This is a genomic window from Brevundimonas sp. FV1ye7S (assembly GCF_058680995.1).
In genome coordinates this window covers 128215-143147 of the sequence record NZ_CM178726.1, presented here as the reverse complement: position 1 = coordinate 143147, position 14933 = coordinate 128215, and the positions used below count along the sequence as shown (strand labels likewise).

The 14933-nt window shown below is 67.0% G+C and carries 12 protein-coding genes; 3 read left to right on the top strand and 9 right to left on the bottom strand.

The window, feature by feature from the left end; translation table 11 throughout:
• From ACW18C_RS00665 to ACW18C_RS00655, 3 genes are all read left to right on the top strand, one after another.
• A complete protein-coding gene (locus ACW18C_RS00665) occupies nucleotides 1–651 on the top strand; it encodes a LysE family translocator (protein WP_492072223.1) in 651 nt (216 codons plus the stop codon).
• 97 nt (nucleotides 652–748) lie between these two features.
• A complete protein-coding gene (locus ACW18C_RS00660; protein WP_492072221.1) occupies nucleotides 749–1324 on the top strand; it encodes a CC0125/CC1285 family lipoprotein in 576 nt (191 codons plus the stop codon).
• 675 nt (nucleotides 1325–1999) lie between these two features.
• Nucleotides 2000–2743, top strand: a complete 744-nt coding sequence (locus tag ACW18C_RS00655; protein WP_492072219.1) for a hypothetical protein — start codon at nucleotides 2000–2002, stop codon at nucleotides 2741–2743.
• 452 nt (nucleotides 2744–3195) lie between these two features.
• On the opposite strand, the gene ACW18C_RS00650 is transcribed toward ACW18C_RS00655, so the two are convergent.
• The 9 genes from ACW18C_RS00650 to ACW18C_RS00610 all read right to left on the bottom strand — a co-directional run bounded on the left by ACW18C_RS00650 (nucleotide 3196) and on the right by ACW18C_RS00610 (nucleotide 14873).
• A complete protein-coding gene (locus ACW18C_RS00650; protein ID WP_492072218.1) occupies nucleotides 3196–4287 on the bottom strand; it encodes a serine hydrolase domain-containing protein in 1092 nt (363 codons plus the stop codon).
• A gap of 74 nt (nucleotides 4288–4361) precedes the next feature.
• Nucleotides 4362–5171 carry a helix-turn-helix domain-containing protein gene (locus ACW18C_RS00645; protein ID WP_492072216.1) on the bottom strand — a complete coding sequence of 270 codons (810 nt, stop codon included), beginning with the start codon at nucleotides 5169–5171 and terminating at the stop codon, nucleotides 4362–4364.
• 121 nt (nucleotides 5172–5292) lie between these two features.
• Nucleotides 5293–8376, bottom strand: coding sequence for a translation initiation factor IF-2 (gene infB, locus ACW18C_RS00640; RefSeq protein WP_492072214.1), 3084 nt, complete (start codon nucleotides 8374–8376; stop codon nucleotides 5293–5295).
• A gap of 106 nt (nucleotides 8377–8482) precedes the next feature.
• Complete coding sequence (locus ACW18C_RS00635) at nucleotides 8483–9157, bottom strand: RNA-binding protein (protein WP_008264043.1); 675 nt, start codon at nucleotides 9155–9157, stop codon at nucleotides 8483–8485.
• Nucleotides 9158–9187: 30 nt separating this feature from the next.
• Nucleotides 9188–10951: a transcription termination factor NusA gene (gene nusA, locus ACW18C_RS00630; protein ID WP_492072212.1), complete on the bottom strand. Its 1764-nt coding sequence runs from the start codon at nucleotides 10949–10951 to the stop codon at nucleotides 9188–9190.
• Nucleotides 10951–11550: a ribosome maturation factor RimP gene (gene rimP / locus ACW18C_RS00625; protein WP_492026776.1), complete on the bottom strand. Its 600-nt coding sequence runs from the start codon at nucleotides 11548–11550 to the stop codon at nucleotides 10951–10953. Before rimP ends, nusA begins: the two co-directional genes overlap by 1 nt.
• 101 nt (nucleotides 11551–11651) lie before the next feature.
• Nucleotides 11652–12197 (bottom strand): hypothetical protein, encoded by a 546-nt coding sequence (locus tag ACW18C_RS00620; RefSeq protein WP_492072210.1) that lies wholly within the window; start codon nucleotides 12195–12197, stop codon nucleotides 11652–11654.
• Between the two features lie 108 nt (nucleotides 12198–12305).
• Nucleotides 12306–12809: a DUF1993 domain-containing protein gene (locus ACW18C_RS00615; RefSeq protein ID WP_492072208.1), complete on the bottom strand. Its 504-nt coding sequence runs from the start codon at nucleotides 12807–12809 to the stop codon at nucleotides 12306–12308.
• Between the two features lie 87 nt (nucleotides 12810–12896).
• Nucleotides 12897–14873: a methyl-accepting chemotaxis protein gene (locus ACW18C_RS00610; RefSeq protein ID WP_492072206.1), complete on the bottom strand. Its 1977-nt coding sequence runs from the start codon at nucleotides 14871–14873 to the stop codon at nucleotides 12897–12899.
• Between the last annotated feature and the right edge of the window lie 60 nt (nucleotides 14874–14933).

The window sequence follows — 14933 nt, the reverse complement described above, 5'->3', positions numbered from 1 at the left end:
ATGTCCGCCCTGCCCGTCGATCCGCACCTCTATTCGACCTTCCTGGGCGTCATGGTGGTGATGGCCATCACGCCCGGCCCCGCCAATCTGTTCGCGGTCGCCACCGGGGTGGAAAAGGGCCGGGCCTCGGCCCTGGTCGGGGTGGTGGGCATGAACTGCGCCACCCTGGTCTGGTTCGCCGCCGCCGCCCTGGGCCTGGGCGCTCTGGTCAAGGCCTTCCCCGACGCCTTTCACCTGATCGCCATAGGCGGCGCCCTCTATGTCGCCTGGCTGGGCGTCAAGGCCCTGCGCGGCGCCGTGCAGAACACCGCCCCGACCGATCCCCAGCAGCCCGATCACGCCGTCGCGGTCCGCAAGGGCCGCAGCGCCTTCATCGACGGCTTCGCGGTCCAGATCGCCAATCCCAAGGCCATCCTGTTCTTCACCGCCGTCCTGCCGCCGTTTCTGGACGTCGAGCGGCCCGTCGCGCCGCAGCTGGCCCTGTTCGCCCTGGCCGTCATCGGCATGGATATGATGTCGATGAGCGCCTACGCCCTGTCCGGCGCCGCCTTGTCGCAACGGATGCAGCAACCCCGGTTCCGGCGCGGTTTCGGCCTGTTCGTCGGCGTCCTTTTGCTGACGGCGGCCCTACTGATCGTATTGCGGCTCTAGACGCAGCCCGGCTTCGTCCTAGATTGGTGGGGAACATGGCCGTTCATGCGCCGTTCAGCCGCCAGCGCGCCCGAATGGGCGATCAAGGAGTCGATTCATGAAAGCCCTATCCAGAAAGACGCCGGCGCTCAGAGCCCTGGCGATGACGGCTGTCGCGGGACTGGCCCTGGCCGCCTGCGCCACCGCCACCCCCTATCAACCCGCCGGCTTCAACGGCGAACGCGGCGGCTATGCCGAACAGCGGGTCGAGAACAACCGCTATCGCGTCAGCTTCGCCGGAAACTCGGTGACCTCGCGCGAACAGGTCGAGATGTCCCTGCTGCTGCGTTCGGCCGAACTGACGGTCGAGAGCGGCTATGACTGGTTCGCCACCGTCAACCGCGCCACCGACCGCGACACCCGCTACGTCACCACCCCGGACCCCTTCTACAGCCGCTACAACAGCTTCTACGGCCCCTACTGGGGTCCGTCCTGGCGCTATTACCGCGGCGGTTTCTGGAGCCCCTGGGACAGCTGGAGCAACGACTTCGACACGCGTCAGATCGACCGCTACGAAGCCAACGCCGAGATCATCATGGGCCGCGGTCCCAAGCCCGCCGGCGACCCCAACGCCTTCGACGCCCGCGAAGTGATCCAGAACCTGTCCTCGCGCGTCACCCGGCCGACGCGCTGAGGCTTCCGGCGAGCCTAAAAAGGGGAAAGCCCCGGAACTTCGGTTCCGGGGCTTTTTCGTTGGAATGGAGCGGCGAGCGGCGATTAGGGCGTCGGCCAGCCCGTGCGGGTTGCATCGACCCGCAAACCCAGACTCGCCAAGCGGTCTAATGGTGGGCTAGGCTTCCGTCATGGGGATGGGGTTTGGTGACCTTTTAGAAGTGCAAAAAACAGTCCGACCAACAGTCGGTTGGCGGCCGGAAGATTCTGGAGGAATGTTGCGTTGGCGCGGCCTTCTAGATGTCGATGGCGCGACCATTGAGGGCGCGGTGTTACATGCTCGGTCTCGCGCTTCGGAAGCTGGGCGCGACGTCTCATTTATGCTAGAAGTGACCCCCGCGTTTGGCGCGTCTGCTTTGATTGATAGAATAGACTGGAACCCAATTGAGCCCCATAACAACAAAGGAAACGGACGCGCCGAGCTTAAGTTCTTATTAATAACCGGCAGCCATCGCCATAGTTATTACGAAAACCGTACCAAGGAAGGATCGATACAATCAGGCAATCTTCCAGTCGCGGCCCCAATTGAACGATCACTACCGAATCTTGGATCGCTTGTTGCATTCGTCTCAGAGACGTATAGAATTGTGGGATTGGACAACCTCCAGCCTCCACCTTGGTCCGAAGACCTGTTCCGATGATTGCCGCTTCAGACACACTCAGAGAGACGGCGGAAGCGGTCGCCCGGCAGATTGTCGGCGTTGATCACACCAACTCACGTTCTCTGATCTGGACACCGCTAACCTATCCCAGTGGGTCACTCGTCGGAGTTCGCCTGACCAACGGCGGTTCGACGTATTCATTGAGCGACATGGCGGTCTCTTATGAAGAGACCCGGAATGTCAGGGCGCAAAGAGCCTTCAATCGTCATGCTCCGAAGCTCGCGGCGGAGTCCGGAGTCGGCTTTGATAAGCGATCATTCCTCCTGACGGGGATTGAGAGGGATCAGCTTCCGGGTGCCGTGATTGCTCTTGCGAATTGCGCCCATTCGGCCGCGACACTGGCTGTCCACAAGCAAAACGTGCTGGACGCCAAGGAGTCGGAGCGCCGGCTCTTCGAGCGGCTAACTCGTCTCTTCGGCTACACTGAAGAGCACAAAATCATAACGGGCGCTTCCGGCACTGATTGGGACGTGGACGCCTCAGTGACGGTCAATGGCCGTCAGGTGCTATTTGAATCGGTTGGTAGTTCCAAGCAGTCGATCTATGCCGCCGTTGCAAAGTATCACGACATAGCTCGACTGCCGGATGCACCGATCCGAATCGCATCGGTTTCGAAGCGCGAAGAGCTCGGCTCTATGCTCGGGGTTCTGGCCCAAGCAGCCAACGTGATTGAAACTGTGACGCCGGACGAAACGGTGCTGCGGCTAGCAGCGGCATGACCGATCGATCCCCAGCATAATCAAGAGCCACAATGCGGCGAGGGCAAAGCCGCGTTGATGAGAAGGGGGGCGGAGGGTGGCAACTGGACCAAGCCGAAATCGGAAAGAGAGAGTGATTTCTCGAGTCTGCATAGCGTCGGTTGCGCTGGCGATGACGGCGGGACTGTCACCAGCGCAAAACGCAGAGCAGTGTCGATCTGCCGTCAATTCGTACAACGCCGCTGTGGACGAGATTTCCTCGCGCGTCCGACGCTACACCTCTTGCATCGCTAATAGCCAAGGCAACGACGATTGCTCCAGCGAGTTTCGACGGCTTCGCTCCGCGCAGGCAGACTTTGAGGCCGCCATCAATGAGTATCGCAGCTACTGCCAGTAGCGAGCTTTCAATACAGATACGTCAAAAAGGCCCGGAACTGCGGTTCCGGGCCTTTGTCGTTTCAGGGCGCGCCCGACTATCTCATGGCCGCCAAGGCGTGGCCGGCGATCAGGGCGTCGGCCAGACCGTGCGGATTACGGACATTGTAGTTCTCGGTCGTCACCACCACGACGGCGTCGAGGTCAGGCACGATCACCACCTTGTTGCCGCCGGTCCCCGCCATCGCCCAGGCGGGATGGGCCACGCCGTTGACCTGATAGGTGGGCAGCCAGACCAGATAGCCGTAGTCGCCCCGTTCGGGATCGACGGTGGAATGCGGGGCGGTCATGGCCTTCGCAAAGGCCTCCGGCAGGACTTGGCGCCCGTCCCAGCGGCCCTGGTTCAGCAACAGCTGGCCCAGGGTCAGCAGGTCGCGGCTGCGCAGGCCCAGGCCGCCGCCGCCCTGGGCCAGGCCCAGGGGCGAGGTCTGCCACTGCTCGCCCTCGATCCCCAGCGGGCCGAACAGGGCGTCGCGCGCAAAGGCCTGAAGCGGTTCGCCCGTCGCCGCCTGGACCACGGCGCCCAGGGTGGTCACGCCGGCGGTGCAATAGCTGAAGGCCCGGCCATAGGGCTGGTCCTTGGGCTTGGGAATCCAGGCCGGAAAGCCCCGGATCGGCAGATCCATGGCGAACTTGACCCAGTCCTCGATCAGATACATCCGCTCCTCGTTGCCGCGCGAGAAGGAATTGTCGTCGTCGCATTCCAGCAGCGAGCTCATGGTCAGCAGGTCCTCAACCGTGATCGCGGCCTTGCGCGGGTCGGGATTGTCGAACGGCCCATGGTCGGCGACGAAGGGCAGGATCGGGGCGTCCACACTGGCGATGTCGCCGCGGGCGACGGCGGCGCCGACCAGCATGGCGGTGACCGTCTTGGTCACGGAGCGGGTGTTGCGTCGGCTCTCGCGGCCCGCTTCATCGAAATAGACCTCGTGCACCAGCCGGCCGTGGCGGGCGATCAGGACGCTGGTGATCTTCTGGAAGGTCCCGGCGCGGACGGCGGCGTCCATGGCCGCCAGCCCCTCGGCCGAGACCCCCTGGCTTTCAGACGCGGCGACGGGCCAGGCCGGATCGGCCGCGACGGGGGACGAGACGAGAGCGAGCCCGAGGGCCGCGACAAGCAGGGAACGCATGACAATCCTTGAGAGAGGCGAGACCCGAGGTGTGGCAGGATGCGCGCGCCGGGTCTTGAACAGGTGAAACCGGCTCAGGCGAAGAGGGCGCGGTAGCGGCCGGGCGTCAGGCCGTAGATATGCCCGAACTCGCGGGTCAGATGGCTCTGGTCGGCATAGCCCCCCAGCGCGGCCAGTTCGGCCAGGTCCACGCCCCGCGCCAGTCGTCCGGCGGCCCGATCGGCCCGCGCCTGGCGAATGGCGGCCGCCGGCGAGCGGCCGAAATGGCGACGATAGCGGCGCGCCAGCGAGACGGCGTGGACCCCGACGATGCGGGCCACGGTCGCCACCTCCAGCCCCGGCTGATCGGCCAGGTCGTGCAGAACCTCATGCGCCCGCAGCAGCCACTCCGGCGCCGGATCCTCGTTCAGGTCGCCGGGGGTCAGCACCGTCGCCGCCAGATCCAGGGTCAGCCCCTCCATCACGACCGCGTCTCCGGCCGCGAACCGACCGGCCACCCCGATCAGACGTCGCGCCGCGCCTTCGGCCAGGGCGCCGCGCAACCGCATGGGGTCGCCGCGCCCGGCGCTTTTCGGGGGATCGAAACTGATGGACAGGAAGCGGCCGCCGGCCTCGGTGAAACAGTCGCGATGTTCGACGCCCGGCGGATTCCACACCAGGGCGCCGGGGCCGAAGGCGGCGCCCTTGGGCGTCAGGGGGTCATGCGCCAGGCTGCAATAGCCGTCGTCGAGCGCCAGGATGAAATGGGCGTCGTCATGGGCGTGAAACACGACGCTCTCGGGCGGACGGTCGGCGATCCACAGGCCGACGCGGAACCCCCCGGCCTCGACCGTCCGCGAGGCGGCGCCGAAGAAGTCGCCCGACGACAGATGTGGTCTGGCCATGAACCGATCCCCGCGCGGCCTCTCCCGCCACGCTTGGCATCATGCGCGGGACCGGCGCAAAGAAAAAGGCCCGGAACCTGGGTTCCGGGCCTGTCTCTTTCGATGCTTGCGAAACCTGAACCTAGTCCAGGGTGCGCTTGATCTCTTCGACCGTGAAGCACTCGATGTAGTCGCCTTCCTTGATGTCCTGGAAGCCCTGGAACTGCATGCCGCATTCCTGGCCGGCCGTGACTTCGTTGACCTCGTCCTTGAAGCGTTTGAGCGTGTTGAGCACGCCCAGCTCCAGAACCACCACATCGTCGCGGATGATGCGGACGCGGGCGCCCTTGCGGACCACGCCTTCCGACACCCGGCAACCGGCGATCTTGCCGATCTTGGAGATGTCGAACACCTGCAGCACGGCGGCGTTGCCCAGGAAGGTTTCCCGTTGCAGCGGCGCCAGCATGCCGGACAGCACGCCCTTAATATCGTCCAGCAGGTCGTAGATGATCGAATAGTAGCGGATCTCGACGCCCTCGCGCTCGGCCAGATCACGCGCCTGTTTCGACGCACGGACGTTGAAGCCCAGGATCGGCGCGCCGGCCGACTTGGCCAGGTTGACGTCGCTCTCGGTGATGCCGCCGGCGCCGGAATAGACGGTGCGGGCGCGCACCTCGTCGGTGCTCATCTTGTCCAGCGAGCTGACGATGGCTTCGGCCGAACCCTGCACGTCCGCCTTGATGACGACCGGCAGTTCCGAGACCTTCTTGGACTGCAGGCGGGACATCATGTCGACCAGCGACACGGAACCGCCCGAGACCTGGGCCTTTTCGCGCTTCACCCGCTGACGGTATTCGGTCAGCTCGCGAGCGCGGGCTTCGGATTCCACCACGGCGAAGACGTCGCCCGGAGACGGGGCCTCGTCCAGACCGAGGATCTCGACCGGGACGGACGGACCGGCTTCGGTCAGCTGCTCGTTGCGTTCGTTCAGCAGGGCGCGAACCTTGCCCCACGATCCGCCGGCCACGACGATGTCGCCACGCTTCAGCGTGCCGCGCTTAACCAGGACGGTGCCGACGGGGCCGCGGCCCTTGTCCAGCTTGGCCTCGATGACCACGCCCTCGGCCGAGCGATCGGCGTTGGCGCGCAGGTCCATGACCTCGGCCTGGACCAGGATGGCTTCCAGCAGGCCGTCGAGGTTCATCCGCTCCTTGGCCGAGACCTCGATGATCTGGGTCTCGCCGCCCAGGTTTTCGGCGATGACTTCGTGCTGCAGCAGCTCGTTGACGACCTTCTGAGACGTCGCCCCCGGCTTGTCCATCTTGTTGACCGCGACGATCAGCGGGGCGCCGGCCGCCTTGGCGTGCTGGATGGCCTCGATGGTCTGCGGCATGACGCCGTCGTCGGCGGCCACGACCAGCACCACGATGTCGGTCACATTGGCGCCGCGCGCCCGCATGGCCGAGAAGGCGGCGTGGCCCGGGGTGTCCAGGAAGGTGACCTTCTGGCCGTCGTCCAGGCGCACCTGATAGGCGCCGATATGCTGGGTGATGCCGCCGGCTTCACCGCCCGCGACGTCAGTGGTGCGCAGGGCGTCCAGCAGCGAGGTCTTGCCGTGGTCGACGTGGCCCATGATGGCCACGACGGGGGCGCGGACATCGGCCGCTTCCGCGTCGTCGGCGTCGCCCAGGAAGCCGAATTCGATGTCGGATTCAGAGACGCGCTTGACCGCCATGCCGAACTCTTCGGCCACCAGTTCGGCGGTGTCAGAGTCGATCACGTCGTTGATCTTCATCATCAGACCCTGTTTCATCAGGAACTTGATGATGTCGACGCCGCGCACGGCCATCCGGTTGGACAGCTCCTGCACGGTGATGATGTCAGGGATGACCACTTCGCGCGGACGGTTCGGCGCATCGGTCGATCCGCCCTTGCGCTTTTCCTTCTCGCGTTCGCGGGCGCGGCGGACCGAAGCCAGCGAGCGCATGCGCTCGGCGGCGTCGCCGTCGCCGACCACGGACTGGATGGTCATGCGGCCTTCGCGGCGCTTCGGCTCGCCGCGGGTGCGGCTGACCGCCTTGCCGGCGTCGGAGAAACGCTTCTCGCGATCATCGTCGCGACCGACCGGACGGCCGAAGCCGGCGCCGGGGGCGCGGCTGGGGCGGGCCACTTCGGCCTGGGCCGGAGGGGCGTTGGGGGTCGGACGACCGCCAGGACCGGTGCGCGAGCCGCCGGGACGAGCGGCGCCGGGGGCGGGACGCGGGTTCAGGGCCGAATAGCGGACGGGTTCAGCCGGCTTGGCGCCTTGCGGACGACCTGCGCCGCCGGGACCCGGGCGGGCGCCCTGGGGACGGTCGGCTTGCGGACGGTCGGTCTGCGGGCGATCCGTATAGGACCGTTCGCCGCCGCCCATCGCCTGTTCACGGGCCGAACGACCGCCGAAGGCGGGACGCTCGGGGGCCGCGCGCTGCGGATTGCCGGGCTTGGGCACGCGCTGGCCGAAGTTGACCACCGGACGGGCCGGAGCCGCCGGACGGGCCGGAGCGGCGGGCGCCGGGGTCGCGGCGGCCGTCGGCGCAGGCGTCGTGGCAGGCGTCGGGGCGACCGTAGCCGGCGTCGGGGCTGCGGCGACGGGCGCAGCGGGTTTGGGCGCGGGCTTGGCCGGCTGAGGCGCGGCGGCCGTCAGCTTGGCGGCCTGGGCGCGGGCGGCTTCGGCGGCGGCCTGAGCGGCGGCGGCCTCGTCGCGCGCCGCCTGGGCGGCGCGTTCCGTGGCGGCGGCGCGTTCGCGTTCGGCGGCCTCACGTGCGGCCTTCTCGGCGACGGCGGCGCGTTCACGCTCGGCGTTGGCCTGGGTCGCGACGGCGATGGCGCGACGACGGGCTTCCTGCTCCTCAGGCGACAGGGCGCCGCCGACGGGTTGCGACGTGCGCTGACCCTGCGGACGGTTCTGCGACGACGATTGCTGCGGACGCGCCACGTCGAAGCCCTGCGGGCGTTGCGGCCCGCCGGCGCCGGGTCGACGCTTGGTCTCGACCACCACCGTCTTGGACCGCCCGTGGCTGAAGCTCTGCTTGACGGTCCCGGTCGGGACCGATCCCACAACGCGCGGCTTCAGGCTCAGCGGAGCGCGCGGCCCCGTCTGGGACGGCGTGCCGCCCTGATTGCCCTGGCTCGCACCTTGGCCCGAACCCTGGCCTTGGTTGGTCTTGTCGTTTTCGTCGCTCATCCGGTCGCTTTACTAGGGGCGGAAAATCCCGCCGTCGTCTCAATGCACATGAACGACCGTGAGCCCGTCTCCGCCCTTGGAGACAGGCCCTCGGCCGCCAAAATCCTCAGCTCGCCCCACCTTTATCAAGGTCAGTCGGGGTTGCTCCCGCCGATCCGTCCCCGTCCCTGGGAATATCCCAGTGAGCGGGGCGAAGCGGCCGAAATCCAGCCAGTCGTTCGACCTCCATGGTCCAACGCTCGGCCCTTCCGCCCGCAAGCAGGACGGCGTGTATCGCATTTTCCAGCCCAAGGGCCAAACTCAAATCGTCCACAGTGAACGCGCCGCAGACTTTCGCGGTCTGATGTCGGGCCAGGGCGAGGATTTTGCCACGCCCGTCGGCCGAGCCGTCGGCGGCCTCGATCACCCAGGCGACCTTGCCGGCCCGCAGATTGGCGGCGGACTTTTCGAAGCCAGAGATAAGCACGCCTTCGCGCCGGGCAAGACCCAGCTGATCGAGACAGCGCCGGAACAGCAGCCGTTCGACGATATCGGCCAGGTCGGCCGGGGCGGTCAGCTTCATCTTGGCGGCGCGGGTGAAGCCGTTCTTCTTGACCGCCGTCTCGATCGACGTGCGGCTGGCTTCGACCCACAGGCCGCGGCCGGGCAGTTTCCTGCCCAGGTCGGGAACCACCTGGCCATCGGGCCCGGCGACGAAACGGATCAGGCGAGATTCGTCCATGACCTCGTGAGAGACGAGGTCCCGGCGTTCCCGATCAATCGTTGCGTCGCGCAAGCTCATATGCGGCCCAAATTCTTCCCGACGCTCCCATCACGCGTTCGACGGTTCGGAGTCGTCCTCGGCGAGGACCTCCGCATCGTCGGCAGTTGCGTCTGAACCGTCGGCGTCGGCTTCGGTTTCAGCCGGCGCGTCGCCGAACACCTGGTCCGGGTCGTATTCGCCGTCGGCGAATTCTTCCTCTTCCTCTTCCGGCGCGGGCTGCGGCAGTTCCGAGGCGTCGATCCAGCCGGCGGCCACACGGGCCTGGAGGATCAGCATTTCGGCGTCTTCCTGGGCCAGGTTGAAGCTTTCCAGCACGCCGGGGACCTTGACCCGTTCGCCGTTCTTCACTTCGTAGCCGCCGCGGATCTCGTCGGTGGCCAGGTCTGCCAGGTCCTCGACGGTCTTGACCCCGCCTTCGCCCAGGGCGACGGCCATGGCCAGGGTCACGCCCGGCACCTGCAGCACGCCGTCCTCGACGCCCAGTTCGACGCGCTTGGCGTCCAGCTCGGCGGCCTTGCGGTCCAGGAAGTCGCGGGCGCGGGCCTGCAGCTCCTCGGCGGTCTCCTCGTCGAAGCCTTCGATCTCCGAGACTTCATAGGGGTCGACATAGGCCAGGTCTTCGATCGTGGCGAAGCCTTCGGTGACCAGCAGCTGGGCGATGACTTCGTCCACGTCCAGGGCTTCCTGGAACAGGCCGGTGCGCTCGCTGAACTCGCGCTGGCGACGCTCGGAGTCCTGGGACTCGGTGATGATGTCGATCTGCCAGCCGGTCAGCTGGCTGGCCAGGCGCACGTTCTGGCCGCGACGGCCGATGGCCAGCGACAGCTGTTCGTCGGGCACGACCACTTCCACGCGGCCGGCTTCTTCGTCGAGCACGACCTTGGAGACTTCGGCCGGGGCCAGGGCGTTGACGATGAAGGTCGGCTCGTCCGGGTTCCACTGGATGATGTCGATCTTCTCGCCCTGCAGTTCGGCGACGACCGCCTGAACGCGCGAGCCGCGCATGCCGACGCAGGCGCCGACCGGGTCGATCGAGCTGTCGTTCGACAGGACGGCCATCTTGGCGCGCGAGCCCGAGTCACGGGCCGCAGCGCGGATCTCGATCACGCCGTCATAGACTTCCGGCACTTCCTGGGCGAACAGCTTGGCCATGAAGCCGGGGTGGGCGCGCGACAGCATGACCTGCGGGCCCTTGGCCTCGGGCCGGACGTCGTAGATGTAGGTGCGGATCCGGTCGCCGATGTTGAACACTTCGCGCGGGATGGACTGGTCGCGGCGCATGACGCCCTCGCCCCGGCCCAGGTCGACGATGGTGTTGCCGTATTCGACGCGCTTGACCGTGCCGTTGACGATCTCGCCGACGCGATCCTTGAACTCTTCGTACTGGTTGGCGCGCTCGGCCTCGCGGACCTTTCCGGTCACGACTTGGCGGGCCATCTGGGTCTGGACGCGGCCGAACTCGAACGGCGGCAGGGTCTCGACATATTCCTTGCCGACCTCGGCCTCGGGATCGCGCTTCAGGGCGTCCTTCAGGCGCACCATGGCGCTGTCGTTGAACTCTTCCAGCTCGTCTTCCGGCTGCCAGTCGTCCTCGACGATGGTGACGTGACGGGTCAGGGCCAGCTCGCCGGTCTTGTGGTCGATCTTGGCGCGGATGTCGTGGTGGGCGCCGTAACGCGACTTGGCGCCCTTCTGGATCGCCTCCTCGATCGCCTCGATGACGACTTCGCGTTCGATGTTCTTCTCGCGCGCCACGGCCTCGGCGATCTGCAGCAGTTCGAGGCGGTTGGCGGAAATACCGGTGACGGCCATCAGGCGTTGTCCTCAGAAGGGGTCGTGGTGTCGGTTGTCAAATCGGCGGCCTCACCTTCGGGCAGGCCGTCGTCTTCAGGTTCGCCGCGCGCGGCGCGGATGGCGGCGCCCCGTTTCATCAGGGCGTCGGTCAGGACCAGTTTCGCATCGCTCAACCAGTCGAAGGGGATCAGGGCGGTCTCGTCCTCGCCGTCCAGGTCGATCAGGACATTGCCGTCCTCATAGCCGGCCAGCACGCCCTTGAAGCGTTTGCGGCCCTCGATCATCCGGTCCGTCTCCAGCCGCGCCTCCTCGCCCTCGAACAGGTCGAAGTCGAGCGGACGGGTCAGGGGGCGGTCGATGCCGGGCGACGAGACTTCCAGCATATATTCGCCGGCGATCGGGTCGGCGGCGTCGAACACCTCCGACACGGCGCGGCTCAGCTTGGCGCATTGTTCGACCGAGATGTCGTGGTCGGACGGGCGTTCGGCCATGATCTGCAGACGCTGGCGTTTGGAGCCGGTCATCAGGCGGACACGCACGATCTCGAGACCGAGCGACTCCGCGATGGGGTCGATCAGCTCCAGCAGTTGGCGGTCCTGGGCGGTTCTTGCGCGCAAGCGGCGATTATCCAAAACAAAAGCGGCGGTCCGTCCGGGCCGCCGCTTGGAACGACGCCGTTGGACGCCGGTCTAACGATGTGGAGGGCCATATAGGCGTTTCACATTCGCTTGTCAGCCCCAATCGGCGCCCACCGGCCTCGACTGAGGCGGAAATAGAGGGCTCCGGCCAGAAACCCGCCCGTCAGAATGCCCGCCACGCTTGCCGCCAACATCATATCCCACGCGAAAAGGGCGCTCTCGGCGTCCGGCCCAAGCTGTGTTCGAAATCCCCATGGCGCGATCAAAAAACTCACGGTCGGCGCTAGGGAACGGCAGATCAGCGCAACAAGGACGTAGGCGCCCGCGCTTGCAGACCCTGCAAAGCCCCATACCCACCAGGGCCGGGTCTGCACCCCACGCTCGGCCAGCCAGCATCCGGCACCGCCGAACAGCAGGGCGGGGACGACGCCCCACGCCGTCACAAGCAGGAAAAGAACGAAGAGGTTCAGTATGCCCCCGATCACGTCGATCGCCACCCCGCCGCCACCGCCACCGCCACCGCCACCGCCACCGACGGCGGCCGCCTGCGGAATAGAGACCAGCAACACGCAGGCGAAAAAAGCGACCAGCGAAAGACCCGGCGCATAGAGGGCGCTGGCGACCAAATGGTCGATCTTTGGGGTGGGGCCGCTTCGCTTCACTTCCACTTCCCCAAGCGCACTAGATGACCAGTCGGAGAATGCCCCGCCCACTCCAGATTGCAACCCTGGATTCTAGATGAGGCTGAGCCGCCCCAGATAATCCATCTTGCTCAACGGCACGCCTTCCTTGCGCAGGATGGCGTAGGCGGTCGTGACGTGGAAATGGAAGTTGGGCAGGACGAAGCTGGTCAGATAGCCCAGGCCGTCGAAATTCATCTCGCGGCTCGGCGTCTTCAGCGTCACCGGCCGGGTCTCGGCCCCGGCGAAGGCGGCGGGGTCCACGCTCTCGATGAAGGCGAGGGTGCGGGCGATCCGGTCCTTCAGTTCCGCGAAACTCGTCTCCGTGTCGGCCATGGCCGGGTTGTCGACCCCGGCCAGCCGCGCCACGGCGCCCTTGGCCGAGTCTGACGCCAGCTGAACCTGGGCGGCCAGGGGGCGCATGTCCTCGTGAAGCCGGGCCTGGATCAGGACGGCTTCGTCAAACCCCTCCGCCACGGCCTTGTCCAGAAGGCCGGACAGGTTGGTCAGGCCGCGCACGAGAACAGGCGAGGCGACGTCGTAGATCGAGAAGGTCATTCCAGGGGTTCCGGCCAGGACTTTGGTGAGGAGGCCATAGCTGGGCGGTTCATCGCCGCGGCGCCAGCCCCCGCTCCGCCTCCGGCCCTAGAATTCTTCCCAGCCCTCCGAAGCAGGCGCGGCCTGGGGTGCGGCCTCGACCTTCAGCGCCGCGCCGCCGCGACCGAGAGTCTTCAGGGCGGCGACCATAGGGTTCGAACGGGCGGGAGCCGGGGCGCCGGGCCTCGACGCCGCGCGGGGCGCGGGCGCGGTGGCGAGGGCCGACGCGGTTTCGCCGACCTTGAACTGGGCCACCGAGGCCTGCAGGGCTTCCGCCTCCTGGGCCAGCGAATGGCTGGCGGCGGTCGACTGCTCGACCATGGCGGCGTTTTGCTGGGTGACCTGGTCCATCTGGTTCACCGCCGTATTGACCTGGGCCAGGCCGACGGCCTGTTCCTGGGCCGAGGCCGCGATTTCCGACACCAGGCCGTCGATCTCGGCGACCCGGTCCACGATCCGCTGCAGGGCCTCGCCGGTCTGACCGACCAGTTTCACGCCCGAACCGACCTGATGGGTCGAGGCCGAGATCAGGGTCTTGATCTCCTTGGCCGCCTCGGCCGAACGCTGGGCCAGGGCGCGGACTTCCGACGCCACGACCGCAAAGCCGCGACCGGCCTCGCCGGCGCGGGCCGCCTCGACCCCGGCGTTCAGGGCCAGCAGATTGGTCTGGAAGGCGATTTCGTCGATCACGCCGATGATCTGGTTGATCTGCGCCGAAGACCCCTCGATCGCGTGCATGGCTTCGACCGCGTCGCGGACGATGACGCCCGAGGTTTCGGCGTCGCCCTTGGCCGACTGGACCACGTCCGAGGCCTGGCGGGCGCCGGAGGCGGTCTTGTTCACCGTGGCCGTGATCTCGTCCAGGGCGGCGGCCGTTTCCTCCAGGCTGGCCGCCTGTTGTTCGGTGCGGCGCGACAGGTCGTCGGCGGCCTGCGAAATCTCGCCGGCGCCCGAGCGGATGCCGGCCACATTGCCCAGGACCACGCCCATGGCCTGCTGCAGCTGGGCGATGGCGGTGTTGAAATCGGTCTTCAGCTTGGCGTAGTCGCCGGGGAAATCATGAGTGATGCTGTAGGTCAGGTCGCCGCGCGTCAGGTGTTCCAGACCCTCGCCCAGGGCCGCGACCACGGTCGCCTGTTCGCGGGCCAGGGCGTCCGCCGCGCGCTGGTTGCGGGCCCGCTCCTCGTCCGACTGGTTGCGCAGGGCCGCGCCCTCGGCCTCCAGCTGCATCTTCTCGATGGCGGCGTCGCGGAAGGCGATCAGGGCGACGCCCATCTTGCCCAGTTCGTCCTTGCGTTGGGCGTGGGGCACGTCGATCGTTGTGTCGCCGGCCGACAGCCGCCCCATCCGGTCGCCCATGCCCGACAGGGCGCCGACGATGGACCGCGCCACGACAAGGCCGGCGGCCAGGGCGGCGATGGTCGCCACCGCGATGGCGATCAGGGTGGTCAGCGCCGCCGCATCGACCTTTTGCGACGCCCGCGCCGATTCCTCGGCGGTCAGCTTGACCTTGGCGTTGGTGAAGGCGGTCAATTTCGGGATCAGATCCTCCATCCTGGCGTCCATCTCGGTCAGCACAGGGCGGCCCGCCGCCGCATCATTGACCAGGGCCAGCTCGACGGACCGCGCGGCCAGGGCGCGGACTTCGTTCAAGGGGCCGCGGAAGCCCTCGATCTCGTCCTTCCAGTGCGGCGCGATGGATTCCGCCTCCGCCAGCAAGGTCTCGATCGTCTCGATTTCCACATTCGTCTGATCGGCCGCCTGGCGCGCCTCGGCCGAGGCCCCGTCATAGACGAAGACCTTGTAGGTGTCGTAGCCCAGGCCCTGAAGGGTCCGGTTGACCCGGATCATCCTCACCAGGGCGACGTTGTCCACATCGACCAGCCGGCTGTAGTCGGCGTCGATCTTCTTCATCTCCCAGGCGCTGTAGGCGGCGCCCCCCAGCCCCACCAGGGCCAGCAGGACCAGGGGCACGATGATCTTCACGGCGATCTTCGTATCGGACAGGATCTTGTTCAAGGCCATCTCCAGGCGCCAAAGCACGGACAGGATTCAAGAATCTTGAACCCTGGCTTCAGGCGCTCC

Bases quoted from the DNA above. Each gene is read 5' to 3' on its own strand.
- ACW18C_RS00665 (WP_492072223.1), top strand. From the start codon at position 1: ATGTCCGCCCTGCCCGTCGATCCGCACCTCTATTCGACCTTCCTGGGC.
- ACW18C_RS00660 (WP_492072221.1), top strand. From the start codon at position 749: ATGAAAGCCCTATCCAGAAAGACGCCGGCGCTCAGAGCCCTGGCGATG.
- ACW18C_RS00655 (WP_492072219.1), top strand. From the start codon at position 2,000: ATGATTGCCGCTTCAGACACACTCAGAGAGACGGCGGAAGCGGTCGCC.
- ACW18C_RS00650 (WP_492072218.1), bottom strand. From the start codon at position 4,287: ATGCGTTCCCTGCTTGTCGCGGCCCTCGGGCTCGCTCTCGTCTCGTCC.
- ACW18C_RS00645 (WP_492072216.1), bottom strand. From the start codon at position 5,171: ATGGCCAGACCACATCTGTCGTCGGGCGACTTCTTCGGCGCCGCCTCG.
- infB (WP_492072214.1), bottom strand. From the start codon at position 8,376: ATGAGCGACGAAAACGACAAGACCAACCAAGGCCAGGGTTCGGGCCAA.
- ACW18C_RS00635 (WP_008264043.1), bottom strand. From the start codon at position 9,157: ATGAGCTTGCGCGACGCAACGATTGATCGGGAACGCCGGGACCTCGTC.
- nusA (WP_492072212.1), bottom strand. From the start codon at position 10,951: ATGGCCGTCACCGGTATTTCCGCCAACCGCCTCGAACTGCTGCAGATC.
- ACW18C_RS00615 (WP_492072208.1), bottom strand. From the start codon at position 12,809: ATGACCTTCTCGATCTACGACGTCGCCTCGCCTGTTCTCGTGCGCGGC.
- ACW18C_RS00610 (WP_492072206.1), bottom strand. From the start codon at position 14,873: ATGGCCTTGAACAAGATCCTGTCCGATACGAAGATCGCCGTGAAGATC.